This window comes from Streptomyces sp. NPDC043867 (genome assembly GCF_056435845.1).
In genome coordinates this window covers 337,656-352,810 of the sequence record NZ_JBWKDS010000002.1, presented here as the reverse complement: position 1 = coordinate 352,810, position 15,155 = coordinate 337,656, and the positions used below count along the sequence as shown (strand labels likewise).

The window sequence follows — 15,155 nt, the reverse complement described above, 5'->3', positions numbered from 1 at the left end:
ATGGCACCGACGACGAAGGCGGCCGGCGACGGCAGCGGCCTGGTGGAGATGGCCTGGGACCCGATCACGCGGATCGTGGGCAGCCTGGGCATCCACACGAAGATCGATTTCAAGCAGAAGCGGGTCGCGGAGTGCTACAGCACGTCGTCGGTCTTCCGCGGCTACAGCGTCTTCATGCGGGGCAAGGACCCCCGCGACGCCCACTTCATCACCAGCCGCATCTGCGGCATCTGCGGAGACAACCACGCCACCTGCTCGGTGTACGCGCAGAACATGGCGTACGGCGTGAAGCCCCCGCACCTCGCCGAGTGGATCATCAACCTTGGCGAGTCCGCAGAGTACATGTTCGACCACAACATCTTCCAGGAGAACCTGGTCGGGGTCGACTACTGCGAGAAGATGGTCAAGGAGACCAACCCCGGCGTCCTCGAACTCGCCGAGCGCACCGAGGCCCCGCACGCCGCGGAGCACGGCTACCGCACGATCGCCGACATCATGCGCTCGCTCAACCCGCTGGAGGGCGAGTTCTACCGGGAGGCCCTGCAAGTCAGCCGCTACACGCGGGAGATGTTCTGCCTGATGGAGGGCCGCCATGTGCACCCCTCCACGCTCTACCCGGGCGGCGTCGGAACCATCGCCTCCGTGCAGCTCTTCACGGACTACCTCAGCCGCCTGATGCGCTACGTGGAGTTCATGAAGCGCGTCGTGCCCCTGCACGACGATCTGTTCGACTTCTTCTACGAGGCCCTGCCCGGGTACGAGGAAGTGGGCCGCCGCCGGGTCATGCTCGGCTGCTGGGGCGCGCTCAACGACCCCGAGTACTGCGACTTCACCTACGCCAACATGACCGACTGGGGCCGACGCATGTTCGTCACGCCCGGCGTCGTCGTCGACGGCAAGCTCGTCACCAACGACCTCACCGAGATCAACCTCGGCATCCGCATCCTGCTGGGCAGCTCCTACTACGAGGACTGGCAGGGCCAGGAACAATTCGTCACCCACGACCCGCTCGGCAACCCGGTGGACCCGCGTCACCCGTGGAACCAGCACACCATCCCCGCCCCGCAGAAGCGGAACTTCGACGACAAGTACAGCTGGGTCATGTCGCCCCGCTGGTTCGACGGCAAGGACCACCTCGCCCTGGACACCGGCGGCGGCCCCCTCGCCCGCCTGTGGTCCACAGCCCTGTCCGGTCTCGTGGACATCGGGTACGTCAAGGCCACCGGCCACAGCGTGGTCATCAACCTGCCCCGCACCATGACCAAGCCGGAAACCAGCTTCGAGTGGAAGATCCCGAAGTGGTCCAACGCGCTGGAGCGCAACCGCGCCCGCACCTACTTCCAGGCGTACGCGGCCGCCGTCGCGCTGCACTGCGCGGAGAAGGGCCTGGCGGAGGTACGCGCCGGACGCACCCAGACCTGGGAGAAGTTCGAGGTCCCGGACGAGGGCATCGGCGTCGGCTTCACCGAGGCGGTCCGCGGCGTCCTCTCCCACCACATGGTGATCCGCGACGGCAAGATCGCCAACTACCACCCGTACCCGCCGACCCCGTGGAACGCCAGCACCAGGGACACCTTCGGCACACCGGGCCCGTACGAGGACGCCGTGCAGAACACCCCCATCTTCGAGGAGAACACCCCGGAGAACTTCAAGGGCATCGACATCATGCGCGCCGTCCGCAGCTTCGACCCCTGTCTGCCCTGTGGCGTCCACATGTACGTCGGGGACGGCAAGACGGTGAAGTCGATGCACGTGCCCACCGGCCTGAGCGGACTGGGCGGATGAGCGCGGCGACCGCGGCAGTGCCGGTGAACGCGGAGCAGACCGGACGCCGTGTCGAGGAGGTGCTCGACCGGCTGGCCGCGAGCGGCGACCCGGCCGCCGCCACGGCGGCGGAGGAACTGGTCCGGTCCCTCATGGACTTCTACGGCGCCGGCCTGGCCCGCATGCTCCACCTGCTGTCCGCCACTCCCGGCGAACTCCCGGCGGGGCTGCTCGGTGACGGACTGGTCGCGAGCCTGCTCGTCCTGCACGACCTCCATCCCGAGGACCGCGACACCCGCATCGCCCGCGCCCTCGACGGTGTCCGGGAACCCGCCCTGGAGGTGGTGGGCTTCGACGAGGAGAGCGGCACCCTGACGCTGCGGGCCCGGGAGGCCGGCGGCTGCGGTTGCGGCTCCGGCACGGGTGCCCGGGAGGCTGCGGAGGCAGCGCTCGCCTGCTTCGCACCGGAGGTCACAGCGGTCGACGTACAGACCGCCCCGGCGGGGCCGACGCTCCTGCAGATCGGCACGGCACCGACGGGGGCCCGATGACGGCGTCCCCGGCGACGCGCACGCCCGGCCTGCGGAGGTTCCTCACCGAGAAGCCTCCGCAGCCCGAACGGTGTGAGCTGTGCGCCGTGGCGGTGGAGGCGGGCCACCGGCATCTCGTCGACACCGAGAAACGCGCCCTCGTCTGCGCCTGCCCCCCCTGCGCGCTGCTGATGGAGCAGCCGGGCGCCGCCGCCGGCCGCTTCTGTACGGTCCCGGCCCGCTACCTCACCGACCCCGGACACCGCCTCGACGAGAGCGCGTGGGAGGCGCTGCAGATCCCGGTCGGGGTCGCCTTCCTCTTCCGCAACGCGGCGCTCGACCGGTTGGTCGCCCTCTACCCGAGCCCGGCCGGAGCCACCGAGAGCGAACTCGAACCGGCCACGTGGACGGACGTCCTCGGTGGCAGCCGCCTCGCCGGACTGCTCGAAGCCGATGTGGAGGCGCTACTGCTGCGCCGCACGAACGGCGGCTGCGAGTGCCACCTCGTACCCATCGACATCTGCTACGAACTCGTCGGCCGCATGCGTCTGTTGTGGCAGGGCTTCGACGGCGGAGCCGAGGCCCGGGCCGCGCTGGACGCGTTCTTCGCTGACGTCGCGCGACGCGCCCGGCCCCTGGGCGAGGGGGGTCACCCGTGACCGAGTTCTCCTTCGCCTGCACCGGTGTCCGTGCCGACCGGTACGCCGCCGGACCGACCCTCGTCTTCCGGCTTCGCGTCACCGCTGCCGACAACGCGCGCGTGCACGCCCTCGCGTTGCGCTGCCAGATCCGCATCGAACCTGCCCGCCGCGGCTACGAGCCCGCCGAGGCGGACGGTCTCGCGGACCTCTTCGGCGAGCGCTCACGCTGGGGCAGCACGCTCCAGCCGGTGCAGTTCGCCCAGGTCTCGGTCATGGTCCCGAGCTTCACCGGAGAGATCGAGACCGACCTCGTCGTGCCCTGCACCTACGACATGGAGATCGCCGCCACCCGCTACCTCACCGCGCTCACCGACGGCGAGGTCCCCCTGCTGATGCTCTTCTCCGGTACGGCGTTCACCGGAACCGGCGGCTTCCAGGTGGAGCCCGTCCCGTGGGACCGCGAGGCGGCCTTCCGGATGCCCGTCACCGCCTGGCGGGAGATGGTCGAGCAGCACTTCCCCGGCTGCGGCTGGATCCGGCTGCCCCGCGACACCATGGACGCCCTCCTCGCCTACCGCTCCCGGCACGCCCTGCCCTCCTGGGAGGCGACCGTCGCGGCGCTGCTGGAGGAGGGTGCCGACCCGCCCGCGCACGACCCGCTGCGCGCCCTCACCGCCACCACCGGAAGGACCGATCCGTGACCGTGACCGCGTTCGCCCCCGATACCGAGGAGCGTTTCGCTCTCGCCCGGCAGGTGGCCGACGCCGTCCTCTTCGAGGGCTATGTGCTCTACCCGTACCGCGCCTCGGCGGCCAAGAACCGGCTGCGCTGGCAGTTCGGTGTGCTCGTGCCACCCGGCTGGGGCACCGAGTGCGAGGAGCACGACTTCCAGCACACCGAATGCCTGATGGAACCGAAGGCGGGGGCGACCCTCTCGGTCGAGGTGCGCTTCCTGCACGCCCGAAGGCGCACGGTGCAGCGGGCCCGTCCGGACGGCGGCTTCGACACGGTGCCCGAACTCCACCTCGACGACCGGGTGTTGGTGCCCTGGGACGAGGGAAGCGAAGAGCGCGTCGAGGTGGTCGCGTCGGTCGACGAGCTCCTCGGCGACGGCGTCACGTACCCCTTCCGGCTCCCCGCCCGCGAGGACACCGAGCCGGTCCTGGACGAGGCCGGCCGCGCCGTCGGCCGACTGGTCCGGCGCTGCGAGGAGATCAGCGGGACGGTACGGCTCTCCGCCCTCGAACTCGACGGCCCCTACCGGGCCATGCGGCTGACCGCCGTCATCGAGAACACCAGCGACTGGACACCCCCCGAGGGCCGCGGCGCGGACCGGGAGGCGGCCCTGCCGCACTCCCTGGTGGCCACCCACCTCCTCATGGCCCTCAGCGCCGGTTCCTTCCTGTCGATGACCGATCCCCCCGAGTGGGCGAAGGGCGCGGTCGCCGGCTGCCGCAACCTGCACACCTGGCCCGTACTCGCGGGCGAAGCCGGCCGCGCCGACCTCGTGCTGTCCTCGCCGATCATCCTGGAGGACCATCCGGCCATCGCGCCGGAGAGTCCCGGCGCGCTCTACGACGCCACGGAGATCGACGAGATCCTCGCGCTGCGCACCGCGGCCCTCACCGACGAGGAGAAACGCGAGGCCCGGGGCACCGACGAGCGGGCGGCCGCCGTGATCGAACTGGCGGACTCGATGCCGGCCGAGGTTCTGGAGCGGCTGCACGGGGCGGTGCGGAGCCTGCGCGAGGTGACCGGTCCCGGCCCCGCCGCCCCGGACGGCGGCTTCCCCGACGAAAACGGGGTGATGCGGCCGGACACCCCCTGGTGGGACCCCGCGAGCGACGCGGGCTTCGACCCGGCGCAGGACCGGGTGGTCGTGGACGGCCGGTCGGTGGGCAAGGGCAGCCGCGTCGAGTTGCGTCCGGGGGCGCGGCGCACCGACGCGCAGGACATCTTCCTGCGGGGCCGCACCGCGAAGGTCGAAGCGGTGCTGCACGACGTGGACGGCGGAGTGCACCTGGCGGTCACAGTCGAGGGCGACCCGGGCGCCGACGTCCGCCGCGAGCAGGGACGGTTCCTGTACTTCCAGCCCGACGAGGTCACACTGCTGGAGGACGACGTATGAATCTTCCCCCACCGCCTGGTTCAAGGACGCTCGTGGCGGGCATCGGCAACGTCTTCCTCCAAGACGACGGCTTCGGCGTGGAGACCGCCCGCCGGCTCGCCGAGCACGACCTGCCCGGACACATCGAGGTCGTGGACATCGGGGTGCGCGGGGTGCACCTCGCCTATCAGCTGCTGGACGGCTACGACACCCTCGTTCTCGTGGACGCCACGGCACGCGGCGAAGCCCCCGGCACGCTGTACGTGATCGAACACGACATCGGCGGGAGCCCTTCGCCCCCCGCGGCCACGCTGGACGGCCACCGGATGACCCCCGGCGCCGTCCTGGCGCTGCTGGGCACCCTGTGCGCCGGGACCGGCGGCGAGCCACCACGCCGCGTGCTGGTCGTGGGATGCGAACCGGCCTCGGTGGACGAGGGCATCGGTCTCAGCCCGACGGTGTCCGATGCCGTACCGGAGGCCGTCCGGCTGATCGAAGAGCTGCTGCGGGACGGCGAGCCGTCCGTGGCGCAGGCCTCCACCGCTGAGGCTCCGACATGAGGAGAGACGGGATGAAGAAGATCATCATCGGCGGAGCGGCTCTCGCCGCCCTGGTCGCTGTCGTCGCCGAGGTGCTTCCCGACGTCCGGCGCTACCTACGGATCCGACGGATGTGAACCGTGGGAGCCACCGGTGTGCCGTGCGGTTGCGTCGAACGGTGTATCTGTCGGCCGGTGACGGCGTGCCGGGCCGCGCGACCAAGGGGCGCCCGCCTCTAATGAAGCCCGGCGGGAGGCAGGCTGCGGAAGGGCTCGGACCCATGCACGAGATGTCCATCGCGCTGGCCGTCGTCGACCAGGTGGAAGAGGCCGCCGCACGGGCCAAAGACGTCACGGCGGTGCGATCGGTACGGCTCCAGGTGGGCGAACTGGCCGGAGTCGTACCCGACGCACTCGCCTTCTCCTTCGAACTGGCCTGCGCCGGAACCCTGCTGGAAGGCGCCGAACTGATCATCGAAGCGGTGCCTGGGCGGGCCCGCTGCACCCCCTGCGCACACGAATGGGCCGTCGGCATGCCGCCCCGGCTGACCTGCCCCGCGTGCGGCGGTACGCGGACCGACCTGTTCGCGGGCCGGGAACTGCAGATCCTCGACGTGCACTGGCACGACGGCGGCCCCACGCACACGCCCACCCGCGAACCGATCTCCGAGGAGCGCTGAACCATGTGCCGTGTCGTCGACCTGCGGCAGGCCGTACTCGCGAAGAACGACGCGAGCGCCCACGAACTGCGCGCGCACCTCGCGGCTCGAGGCATCGCGCTCGTCAACTTGCTGTCCAGTCCGGGCAGCGGCAAGACCGCGCTGCTGGAGCGCGAACTGCTGCGGGCACGGGAGCGAGCCGTTCCCGTCGCGGCGCTGAGCGCCGATCTGGCCACCGAGAACGACGCGGCCCGGCTGGCGCGTTCGGGGGTCCCCGTCAAGCAGGTACTCACCGACGGACTGTGCCACCTGGAGGCGGGGATGCTCGCCGGGCACCTGGACGGGTGGCTGCCCGACGACACCCGGCTGCTGTTCGTGGAGAACGTCGGCAACCTGGTCTGCCCGGCCTCCTACGACCTGGGGGAGACCCTGAGGGTCACCCTCGCTTCTGTGACGGAGGGGGAGGACAAGCCACTCAAGTACCCCACCGCCTTCGGTCTCGCCCACCTCGTGGTGGTCACCAAGACCGACATCGCGGAGGCCGTCGAGTTCGACGAGGCGGCGTTCCGCGCGAATGTGCAGCAGGTCAACCCCGGAGTCGAGGTGATCCTGACGTCGGCACGCCGGGGGCAGGGAGCCGGCGCGCTGCTCGACCGGGCGCTGGCCGCCATGGACGGCACTCCTGTCCACTCACCGGTCATGACCCGGCAGCCTCATCACCACACTCACCCGCACACGCACCCGGAGGCCACCGGCACCATGGCCCATACCCACTTGTGAGCGGTCCGCAGGCTCCGACCGTCGTCGCCGAGAACACCCCACGACGCCGCCGGGTCACTGTCCGGGGAGTGGTACAGGGCGTGGGCTTCAGGCCCTACCTCTACGGCCTTGCCACCGAGCTCGCCCTGGCCGGACACGTGACCAACACCCCGGAGGGCGTCGTCGCGGAGGTCGAGGGCAACGCCTCGGCCGTCGCCCGGTTCTGCGACCTGATCGCCGCCCAGGCACCGCCGCTGGCCCGCGTGGAGTCCGTCCACCACAGGGAGATGCCTCCCGTCGGCGGCACCGGGTTCACCATCCTCACCTCGCGCACCGGCGGACCGGCCCGCACCCTGGTCTCCCCTGACTCCGCCACCTGTGCCGACTGCCTCGCCGAGTTGGCCGCCCCGGCGGACCGGCGCTACCGGCACCCGTTCGTCAACTGCACTCACTGCGGCCCGCGCTTCACGATCGTCACCGGCGTGCCGTACGACCGGGCGAACACCACCATGGCCGGCTTTGCGATGTGCGCCGACTGCGCCCGCGAGTACGAGGATCCGGCCGACCGCCGGTTCCACGCGCAGCCGGTCGCCTGCCCGGCCTGCGGGCCCCGTCTGCGGCTGGTCCTCGCCCAGGAGGCACGGATCGGGAATGTCGAGGGGGCGGACCCGCTCACCGACGCCCGCACGCTGCTGACGCGAGGCGCGATCCTCGCCGTGAAGGGCCTGGGCGGCTACCACCTGGCCTGCGATGCCACGAACCAGGAGGCGGTCGCCCTCCTGCGCCGGCGGAAGGCGCGCGGGGACAAGCCGTTCGCCATCATGGCCAGGACCGCTGACGACGTCCGTCACCTCGTCCGGCTGAGCCCGGCGGAGCGGAGCCTGCTCGAAGGCCGTGCCGGGCCGGTCGTCCTGCTGAGGCGGCGTCCGCACCCGTCGTGCGCCCCCGGGGACCTCCGACCCGCCGAGGCCGTGGCACCCGGCAGCCCCGACCTCGGCGTGATGCTGCCCTACACGCCCGTGCACCATCTGCTGCTCGGTCTGCCCGGCGACCCGGACGGCCCCGGGCTGCTCGTCATGACCAGCGGCAACCTGTCCGGCGAGCCGATCGTCACCGACGACAACGAGGCGCTGGAGCGACTCGCGCACCTGGCCGACGCCTGGCTCACGCACGACCGGCCGATCCACGTCCCGTGCGACGACTCCGTGGTCCGCGTCTGCGACGGGGAGCCACTGGTGATCCGCCGCTCGCGTGGCTACGCCCCGCTGCCGGTCTCCCTCCCGCTGCCCGTACGGCCGGCCCTCGCCGTCGGCGGAGACCTGAAGAACGCCTTCTGTCTCGGGGCGGGCCGTCAGGCCTGGCTGTCGGCGCACATCGGCGACATGGACGACGTCGGCACCCAACGGGCCTTCGAGCGCGCGGCGGCGCAGTTGGAGTCCATCACGGGAGTGCGGCCCGAGGCCAGGGTCTCCGACCGGCATCCCGGCTACCGCTCCGCCGGATGGGCCGACCGGAACGCGGCGCACCGGCCCGTCGTACGCGTCCAGCACCATCACGCGCACATTGCCGCCGCCATGGCCGAGCACGGACTGGACGGCACCCGGCCGGTGATCGGCGTCGCCTTCGACGGCACCGGCCACGGCGACGACGGCGCCGTGTGGGGCGGGGAGTTCCTGCTCGCGGACTACGACCGCTTCACCCGGTTCGGGCATCTCGCGTATGTTCCACTGCCCGGTGGTGACGCCGCGGTGCGCCGGCCGTACCGCATGGCGCTGGCCCATCTGAGGGCGGCCGGGATCGACTGGTCCGACGACCTCGCCTGTACGACCGCCTGCCCCCCCGACGAACTCCACGTGCTGGAAAAGCAGTTGGAGCGCGGTCTGAACTGTGTCCCCACGTCGAGCATGGGCCGGCTCTTCGACGCGGTGTCCTCTCTCGCCGGGGTGTGCCACCTGGCCGGGTACGAGGCACAGGCCGCCGTCGAACTGGAGGGGGCGGCTCTGCACGCACCGGCCGACGACACCACCGCGTACGCCTTCGCGCTGCACGAGTCGGAGGAGAACCGGGACGGCGCCGTACGGGCCGATCCGGCACCCGTACTCGCGGCGATCGTCGGCGACCTGCGCGTGGGTGTCGAGCCGGCCCTGGTCGCCGCGCGCTTCCACCGGGGCGTGACCGGCCTGGTGCACCGGATGTGCGCGCGGGCGCGAGAGCGGCACGGGCTGGACACGGTCGCCCTGACGGGAGGCGTGTTCGCCAACACGCTGCTCTCCTCGGCCTGTGCCGCCACCCTGCGCGAGGACGGTTTCACGGTCCTGCGGCACCACCTTGTGCCGCCCAACGACGGTGGCCTGGCGCTGGGCCAACTGATGGTGGCCGCCCGCGCCACTCCCACTCCCACCGACTGAGCAAACGCGCGACCCACAGCGAGGAGAGGCTCATGTGCCTGGCGGTACCCGGCAGAGTGCTGGACATCGAGGAACGGGACGGTACCCGGATGGCAACCGTCGACTTCGGCGGCGTCGTCAAGGAGGTGTGCCTGGAGTATCTGCCCGACCTCCAGGTCGGCGAGTACGCCATCGTCCACGTCGGGTTCGCCCTGCAGCGGCTGGACGAGGAGTCGGCGCGGCAGACACTCGAACTCTTCGCCGAACTCGGCCTGCTGCAGGAGGAGTTCGGCGACCCCTGGGAAACGGCGGCGGCGGAGGCGGCGGGCTCGGAACCGGTGGAAGAGGTGCGCAACCAGTGAAGTACATCGACGAGTTCCAGGACCCGGAGCTGGCCCGCCGGCTCCTCGACGACATCCACGCCACGGTGACCAGGCCGTGGGCCCTGATGGAGGTGTGCGGAGGGCAGACGCACAGCATCATCCGCCACGGCATCGACCAACTCCTGCCGGACAAAGTCGAGTTGATCCACGGACCCGGCTGTCCGGTGTGCGTGACTCCGCTGGAGGTCATCGACAAGGCTCTGGAGATCGCCTCCCGACCGGAGGTGATCTTCTGTTCCTTCGGTGACATGCTGCGTGTGCCGGGCACCGGGCGGGACCTGTTCCAGGTCCGCGGAGAGGGCGGTGACGTGCGCGTCGTCTACTCACCGCTCGACGCGCTGCGGATCGCCCAGCAGAACCCGGACCGCGAGGTGGTGTTCTTCGGCATCGGCTTCGAGACCACCGCACCTCCCAACGCCATGACGGTCCATCAGGCCCGGAAGCTGGGCATCCCGAACTTCAGCATGCTGGTGTCCCATGTCCGCGTCCCGCCCGCCATCGAGGCGATCATGTCCTCGCCGAGCTGCCGGGTGCAGGGCTTCCTCGCGGCCGGCCATGTCTGCAGCGTGATGGGCATGGGGGAGTACCCGGAACTGGCGGAGCGCTTCCGGGTGCCGATCGTCGTGACGGGCTTCGAGCCCCTGGACATCCTCGAAGGCGTGCGCCGTACCGTCCGGCAGCTGGAACGCGGTGAGCACACCGTCGACAACGCCTACGCCCGTGCCGTTCGCGCGGAGGGCAACCCGGCCGCCCGGGCCATGCTGGAGGACGTCTTCGAGGTCACCGACCGCGCCTGGCGCGGCATCGGCGTGATCCCGCAGAGCGGCTGGCGGCTGGCGCCGAAGTACCGCGCCTACGACGCCGAGCACCGCTTCTCCGTCGAGGGCATCCGCACCCAGGAGCCCGCCGAGTGCCGCAGCGGAGAGGTCCTGCAGGGACTGCTCAAGCCGCACGAGTGCGAGGCCTTCGGCACTCTGTGCACGCCTCGTACGCCGCTGGGGGCCACCATGGTCTCCAGCGAGGGAGCCTGCGCCGCGTACTACCTCTACCGGCGGCTGGACATGCCCGCCACCAAGGCCCAGGAGGCGACCCCCGTTGTCTGACACCACCGATCTCCCCGCCCCCGCCCTGGACGTCGAGGCGTGGACGTGTCCGGCGCCCCTGCGGGACCGGCCGCGTGTCGTCATGGGCCACGGCGGCGGCGGAGTGCTCTCCGCCGAACTGGTCCAACAGATCTTCGCTCCCGCTTTCGGGGGCCAGGTGCTCGCCCAGATGGGTGACGCCGCCGTCCTCTCCCTGGGCGGTGCCCGGCTGGCGTTCTCCACCGACTCCTACGTGGTGCGGCCGCTGTTCTTCCCCGGCGGCAGCATCGGCGACCTGGCGGTCAACGGCACCGTCAACGACCTCGCCATGAGCGGCGCCCGCGCCGCCTACCTCTCCTGCGGATTCATCCTGGAGGAGGGCGTCGAGCTGGATGTGGTCACTCGGGTGTCCGAGGCTCTGGGGGCGGCCGCGCGCACCGCCGGTGTGGAGGTGGCCACCGGGGACACCAAGGTGGTGGAGGCCGGCCACGGCGACGGGATCTACATCAACACCGCGGGCATCGGTCTCGTCCCGGCGGGCGTCGATCTGCGCCCTCAGCGGGTCGTTCCCGGCGACGTCGTGATCGTCAGCGGCGCCATCGGCGTCCACGGGGTGGCGGTCATGAGCGTACGCGAGGGACTGGAATTCGGAGTGGAGATCAAGAGTGACTGCGCGGCGCTCGGCGGCCTGGTCGACGCCATGCTCGCCGTCACCTCCGATCTGCACGTCCTGCGCGATCCGACCCGGGGCGGCCTGGCGGCCTCGCTCAACGAGATCGCTCAGGCCTCCGGGACCGGGGTGGTCATCCAGGAACGCGATGTCCCGGTCCCGCCGGCCGTGGCCAACGCCTGCGCCATTCTCGGACTGGACCCCATGTACATCGCCAACGAGGGCAAGCTGGTGGCCTTCGTCCCGCGCGAGCACGCCGACGCCGTCCTCGGGGCGATGCGCGCCCATCCTCTGGGCGCGGACTCCGTGATCATCGGAGAGGCCGTGGCGGCGCATCCCGGCATGGTCGTGGCACGGACCGGCCTGGGAGGGACGCGGGTGGTCGATCTACCGATCGGGGAGCAACTGCCGCGGATCTGCTGACAGGGGCGTCGTTCGCCGAGGATCTGCCGTCCGGGCCCGATCGGAGGACTGATCCGGTCAGCGCCCGGGCGGCGGATCCTGGGGGTCCACGCCGGTCTTGGCGGCAGCGTCCTTCGTGCCGCTGGGGCGCTGGGAGCGGCCCTTGCGTCCGGTGTCGTGTCTGCCCTTCTCGTCCGCGTCGCCGTACTTCTCGCCGCGCGCGCCGCGACTCTTGGCCGTTTCGCCCGGAACGGGCTTCGTCTCTTCCGCGGACTTCGTCCGGCCCGGACCTCTTTCGCCGGCCTGCTCAGGCCGGAAGGAGCGGTGGGCGCTCGGGTTGTCCTGCTGGCGCGTCTCGTCCACATCGGGCGACCAGCCGTGCTGTCCGGTGCCCTGGTGACGGCTTGGACCCTTTCCGTGCGGTGGCTCGGACGAACGTGGTTTCTTCGACATGGGCGGATCCGCCTTTTCACGGTCAGTGGGGGACACCGGTGACGGCGTTCCCAAGTTAGGTAGATTATTCCACCTTGCACTATTTTGGGCATTTCATGACCCATTCCGGCGCTGCTGCGGAAGTCGGGCTGCCGAACTGCGACAGACGCCCTGGCCTGGTCCGGATCTTGGTCGTGCCGGTGCTGTGCGGCAGCACGCCGGATGCGCGGTCTCGGCATCGGACAGGCGGTCAGTGAGACCGTACGGGGGTATGAGGTGAAGGACCGCCCGAGCTGCTCGCGGCGAGTGGGTGAAGTGGACGTGACCGGCGAGATTGCATCCGCGTCCTGCCCGTTCGCGAGCCGTTCGGCACTCGATGTTGCGTGCTTCGAGTGCGGAGAAGTACGGGCGCCAGTACGAACTCGTCGCCTCCATCACCACCCGCTCGACATCCCTGGCAGTGCAGCCGGTCGCTGAGTTCCAGGATCGACATGTCGTGCGGGACGCGCAGGGAGATCATCCCGGGCGCTTTCGCGGTGTCGATCGTCGCGACCCCGGCGCGACCGTTCCGTCGTCGTGGTCCCCTCACAGTGTGCGGCGCCTGCGCGCCCTTATCGGCGGTCTGTCCCATGCGGAGATCGCGCTCGAACTGGGTGTGGGAGAGACGACGGTCCGGGCCCATGTGCAGCCCGAACAGCCCTTGGTGCACGACAAGGAAGGTCGTGTCGGCGGTTCGAGTGCTGCCTACGGGTATTTGTCGGGTCGCTGCACACATGAGCAGGCGGCTCGCGGGGCGATGTCTTCCGACGCCAATTGGTCCGCCCCTGGTCCGGGTGGAACCCCGCAGGACGCCGGAGAGTAACGATAAGAAGCCAACTCATTACGTTGGGTAGCTGTCATGTCGCGTTGCCTGGAGCGCAACGATGCCTCCAGGCAACCGACTTCAGGCTCTAGAAGAACCCAAGTTTCTTCGGACTGTATGAAACCAAAACGTTCTTCGTCTGCTGGTAGTGCTCCAGCATCATCTTGTGGTTCTCGCGGCCGATGCCCGACTGCTTGTAGCCGCCGAACGCCGCGTGTGCGGGATACGCGTGGTAGCAGTTCGTCCAGACCCGGCCCGCCTGGATCGAACGGCCCGCGCGGTAGGCGGTGTTGATGTCCCGCGTCCACACACCCGCGCCGAGTCCGTACAGCGTGTCGTTGGCGGTCTCGATGGCGTCGTCGAAGTCGTCGAAGGACGTCACCGAGACGACCGGCCCGAAGATCTCCTCCTGGAAGATCCGCATCCGGTTGTCACCTTCGAAGATCGTCGGCTGCACGTAGTACCCGCCCTTGAGCTCCCCGTCGTGCTCGATGCGCTCGCCGCCCGTGAGGACCTTGGCGCCCTCCTGCCGGCCGATGTCGAAGTAGGAAAGGATCTTCTCCAGCTGGTCGTTGGACGCCTGAGCGCCGATCATCGTGCCGGTGTCGAGCGGGTGGCCCGACGTGATGAGTTCGGTGCGGGCGACGGCCGCTTCCAGGAACTCCCGGTAGTGACCGCGCTGCACCAGCGCCCGCGAGGGACACGTGCACACCTCGCCCTGGTTGAGCGCGAACATCGTGAAGCCCTCGAGCGCCTTGTCGCGGAAGTCGTCGTCCTTGTCCCACACGTCGTCGAAGAAGATGTTCGGCGACTTGCCGCCCAGCTCCAGCGTGACCGGCTTGATGTTCTCCGAGGCGTACTGCATGATCAACCGCCCCGTCGTGGTCTCACCGGTGAACGCCACCTTCGCCACCCGCGGACTGGACGCGAGCGGCTTGCCGGCCTCCACACCGAACCCGTTGACGATGTTCACGACCCCCGGCGGAAGCAGGTCGGCGATCAGGCTCATCCAGTAGTGGATGGACGCCGGGGTCTGCTCGGCGGGCTTGATGACGACCGCGTTGCCCGCCGCGAGCGCCGGGGCCAGCTTCCACACGGCCATCAGGATCGGGAAGTTCCACGGAATGATCTGCGCCACCACGCCGAGCGGCTCATGGAAGTGGTACGCGACCGTGTCGTCGTCGACCTCACCGAGCGAGCCCTCCTGGGCGCGGACCGCCCCCGCGAAATAGCGGAAGTGATCGATCGCCAGGGGGATGTCGGCCGCCAGGGTCTCGCGCACCGGCTTGCCGTTCTCCCAGCTCTCGGCGACCGCCAGCTTCTCCAGATTCGCCTCCATCCGGTCGGCGATCCTGAGGAGGATGCCGGAGCGCTCGGTCACCGACGTGCGTCCCCAGGCCGGAGCTGCCGCGTGGGCCGCGTCCAGCGCGCGCTCCACGTCCTCCGCCGTGCCCCGGGCGACCTCCGTGAACGGCTGACCGTTCACCGGGCTCGGGTTCTCGAAGTACTGCCCTCGGGCCGGCGGCACGTACTCGCCGCCGATGAAGTGGTCGTAACGCGCCTGGTAGGAGACGATCGCGCCGTCGGTGCCGGGCGCCGTGTAACGGGTCATGCTGGTCTGCCTCCCGGAGCAGCGCTGCCCGCCGCTGGGCAGCTCTCACCGCGAGGCTAGGAACCGGAACGTTGCGACCACGTTGCGCGTCCCGCGGGCGGCCCCTGTGCCGACAGCTCGGCGTCCAGCTCGGCCAGACGCGAACGCACCGTCACCGTCGGCCGTACCGCCGCCAGCGCCCGCCACACGACGAGATCGTCCTCGCCCCAGGGTGCGTGCGCCCAGTCCGCCAGCAGATCGGGGTCGCGGGGGGGGGGGGGGGGGGGGGGGGGGGGGGGGGGGGGGGGGGGGGGGGGGGGGGGGGAGCAGGAGGGGGGGGGGGGCACG

Annotated in this window: 15 protein-coding genes and 1 pseudogene; 13 read left to right on the top strand and 3 right to left on the bottom strand. The window is 70.6% G+C overall.

Going from position 1 to position 15,155, the window contains the following annotated elements:
* From AC069T_RS03435 to hypE, 13 genes are all read left to right on the top strand, one after another.
* Complete coding sequence (locus tag AC069T_RS03435) at positions 1-1,785, top strand: nickel-dependent hydrogenase large subunit (protein ID WP_478781100.1); 1,785 nt, start codon at positions 1-3, stop codon at positions 1,783-1,785.
* The gene (locus tag AC069T_RS03430) at positions 1,782-2,315 is read left to right on the top strand and encodes a hypothetical protein (RefSeq protein ID WP_478781099.1); all 534 of its coding nucleotides are present in this window, start codon (positions 1,782-1,784) and stop codon (positions 2,313-2,315) included. Before AC069T_RS03435 ends, AC069T_RS03430 begins: the two co-directional genes overlap by 4 nt.
* Positions 2,312-2,953 carry a DUF5947 family protein gene (locus AC069T_RS03425; protein WP_478781098.1) on the top strand — a complete coding sequence of 214 codons (642 nt, stop codon included), beginning with the start codon at positions 2,312-2,314 and terminating at the stop codon, positions 2,951-2,953. The genes AC069T_RS03430 and AC069T_RS03425 overlap by 4 nt, the downstream gene beginning before the upstream one ends.
* Complete coding sequence (locus AC069T_RS03420; RefSeq protein ID WP_478781097.1) at positions 2,950-3,636, top strand: DUF6084 family protein; 687 nt, start codon at positions 2,950-2,952, stop codon at positions 3,634-3,636. Before AC069T_RS03425 ends, AC069T_RS03420 begins: the two co-directional genes overlap by 4 nt.
* On the top strand, positions 3,633-5,063 hold the full coding sequence (locus tag AC069T_RS03415; protein WP_478781096.1) for a hypothetical protein: 1,431 nt from the start codon (positions 3,633-3,635) through the stop codon (positions 5,061-5,063). The genes AC069T_RS03420 and AC069T_RS03415 overlap by 4 nt, the downstream gene beginning before the upstream one ends.
* The gene (locus AC069T_RS03410; protein WP_478781095.1) at positions 5,060-5,602 is read left to right on the top strand and encodes a hydrogenase maturation protease; all 543 of its coding nucleotides are present in this window, start codon (positions 5,060-5,062) and stop codon (positions 5,600-5,602) included. The genes AC069T_RS03415 and AC069T_RS03410 overlap by 4 nt, the downstream gene beginning before the upstream one ends.
* A gap of 11 nt (positions 5,603-5,613) precedes the next feature.
* Positions 5,614-5,718 (top strand): DUF6893 family small protein, encoded by a 105-nt coding sequence (locus tag AC069T_RS03405; RefSeq protein WP_478781094.1) that lies wholly within the window; start codon positions 5,614-5,616, stop codon positions 5,716-5,718.
* A gap of 143 nt (positions 5,719-5,861) precedes the next feature.
* Positions 5,862-6,260: a hydrogenase maturation nickel metallochaperone HypA gene (hypA, locus tag AC069T_RS03400; RefSeq protein ID WP_478781093.1), complete on the top strand. Its 399-nt coding sequence runs from the start codon at positions 5,862-5,864 to the stop codon at positions 6,258-6,260.
* 3 nt (positions 6,261-6,263) lie between these two features.
* Positions 6,264-7,019, top strand: coding sequence for a hydrogenase nickel incorporation protein HypB (gene hypB / locus AC069T_RS03395; protein ID WP_478781092.1), 756 nt, complete (start codon positions 6,264-6,266; stop codon positions 7,017-7,019).
* On the top strand, positions 7,016-9,406 hold the full coding sequence (hypF, locus tag AC069T_RS03390; protein ID WP_478781091.1) for a carbamoyltransferase HypF: 2,391 nt from the start codon (positions 7,016-7,018) through the stop codon (positions 9,404-9,406). The genes hypB and hypF overlap by 4 nt, the downstream gene beginning before the upstream one ends.
* A 32-nt stretch (positions 9,407-9,438) precedes the next feature.
* A complete protein-coding gene (locus AC069T_RS03385; RefSeq protein ID WP_390110043.1) occupies positions 9,439-9,747 on the top strand; it encodes a HypC/HybG/HupF family hydrogenase formation chaperone in 309 nt (102 codons plus the stop codon).
* Positions 9,744-10,871 carry a hydrogenase formation protein HypD gene (gene hypD / locus AC069T_RS03380; protein ID WP_328784326.1) on the top strand — a complete coding sequence of 376 codons (1,128 nt, stop codon included), beginning with the start codon at positions 9,744-9,746 and terminating at the stop codon, positions 10,869-10,871. The genes AC069T_RS03385 and hypD overlap by 4 nt, the downstream gene beginning before the upstream one ends.
* Positions 10,864-11,943, top strand: a complete 1,080-nt coding sequence (gene hypE, locus AC069T_RS03375; protein WP_478781090.1) for a hydrogenase expression/formation protein HypE — start codon at positions 10,864-10,866, stop codon at positions 11,941-11,943. Before hypD ends, hypE begins: the two co-directional genes overlap by 8 nt.
* A 57-nt stretch (positions 11,944-12,000) precedes the next feature.
* Here the strand turns inward: hypE and AC069T_RS03370 are convergent, their stop codons facing one another.
* The 3 genes and pseudogenes from AC069T_RS03370 to AC069T_RS03360 all read right to left on the bottom strand — a co-directional run.
* Entirely contained in the window at positions 12,001-12,375 is a 375-nt protein-coding gene (locus AC069T_RS03370; protein WP_478781089.1) for a hypothetical protein, read from the bottom strand.
* Between the two features lie 929 nt (positions 12,376-13,304).
* Positions 13,305-14,828 carry an acetaldehyde dehydrogenase ExaC gene (gene exaC / locus AC069T_RS03365; protein WP_478781088.1) on the bottom strand — a complete coding sequence of 508 codons (1,524 nt, stop codon included), beginning with the start codon at positions 14,826-14,828 and terminating at the stop codon, positions 13,305-13,307.
* Positions 14,829-14,884: 56 nt separating this feature from the next.
* A pseudogene (locus AC069T_RS03360) lies at positions 14,885-15,076 on the bottom strand (transcriptional regulator); the annotation flags it as partial.
* Between the last annotated feature and the right edge of the window lie 79 nt (positions 15,077-15,155).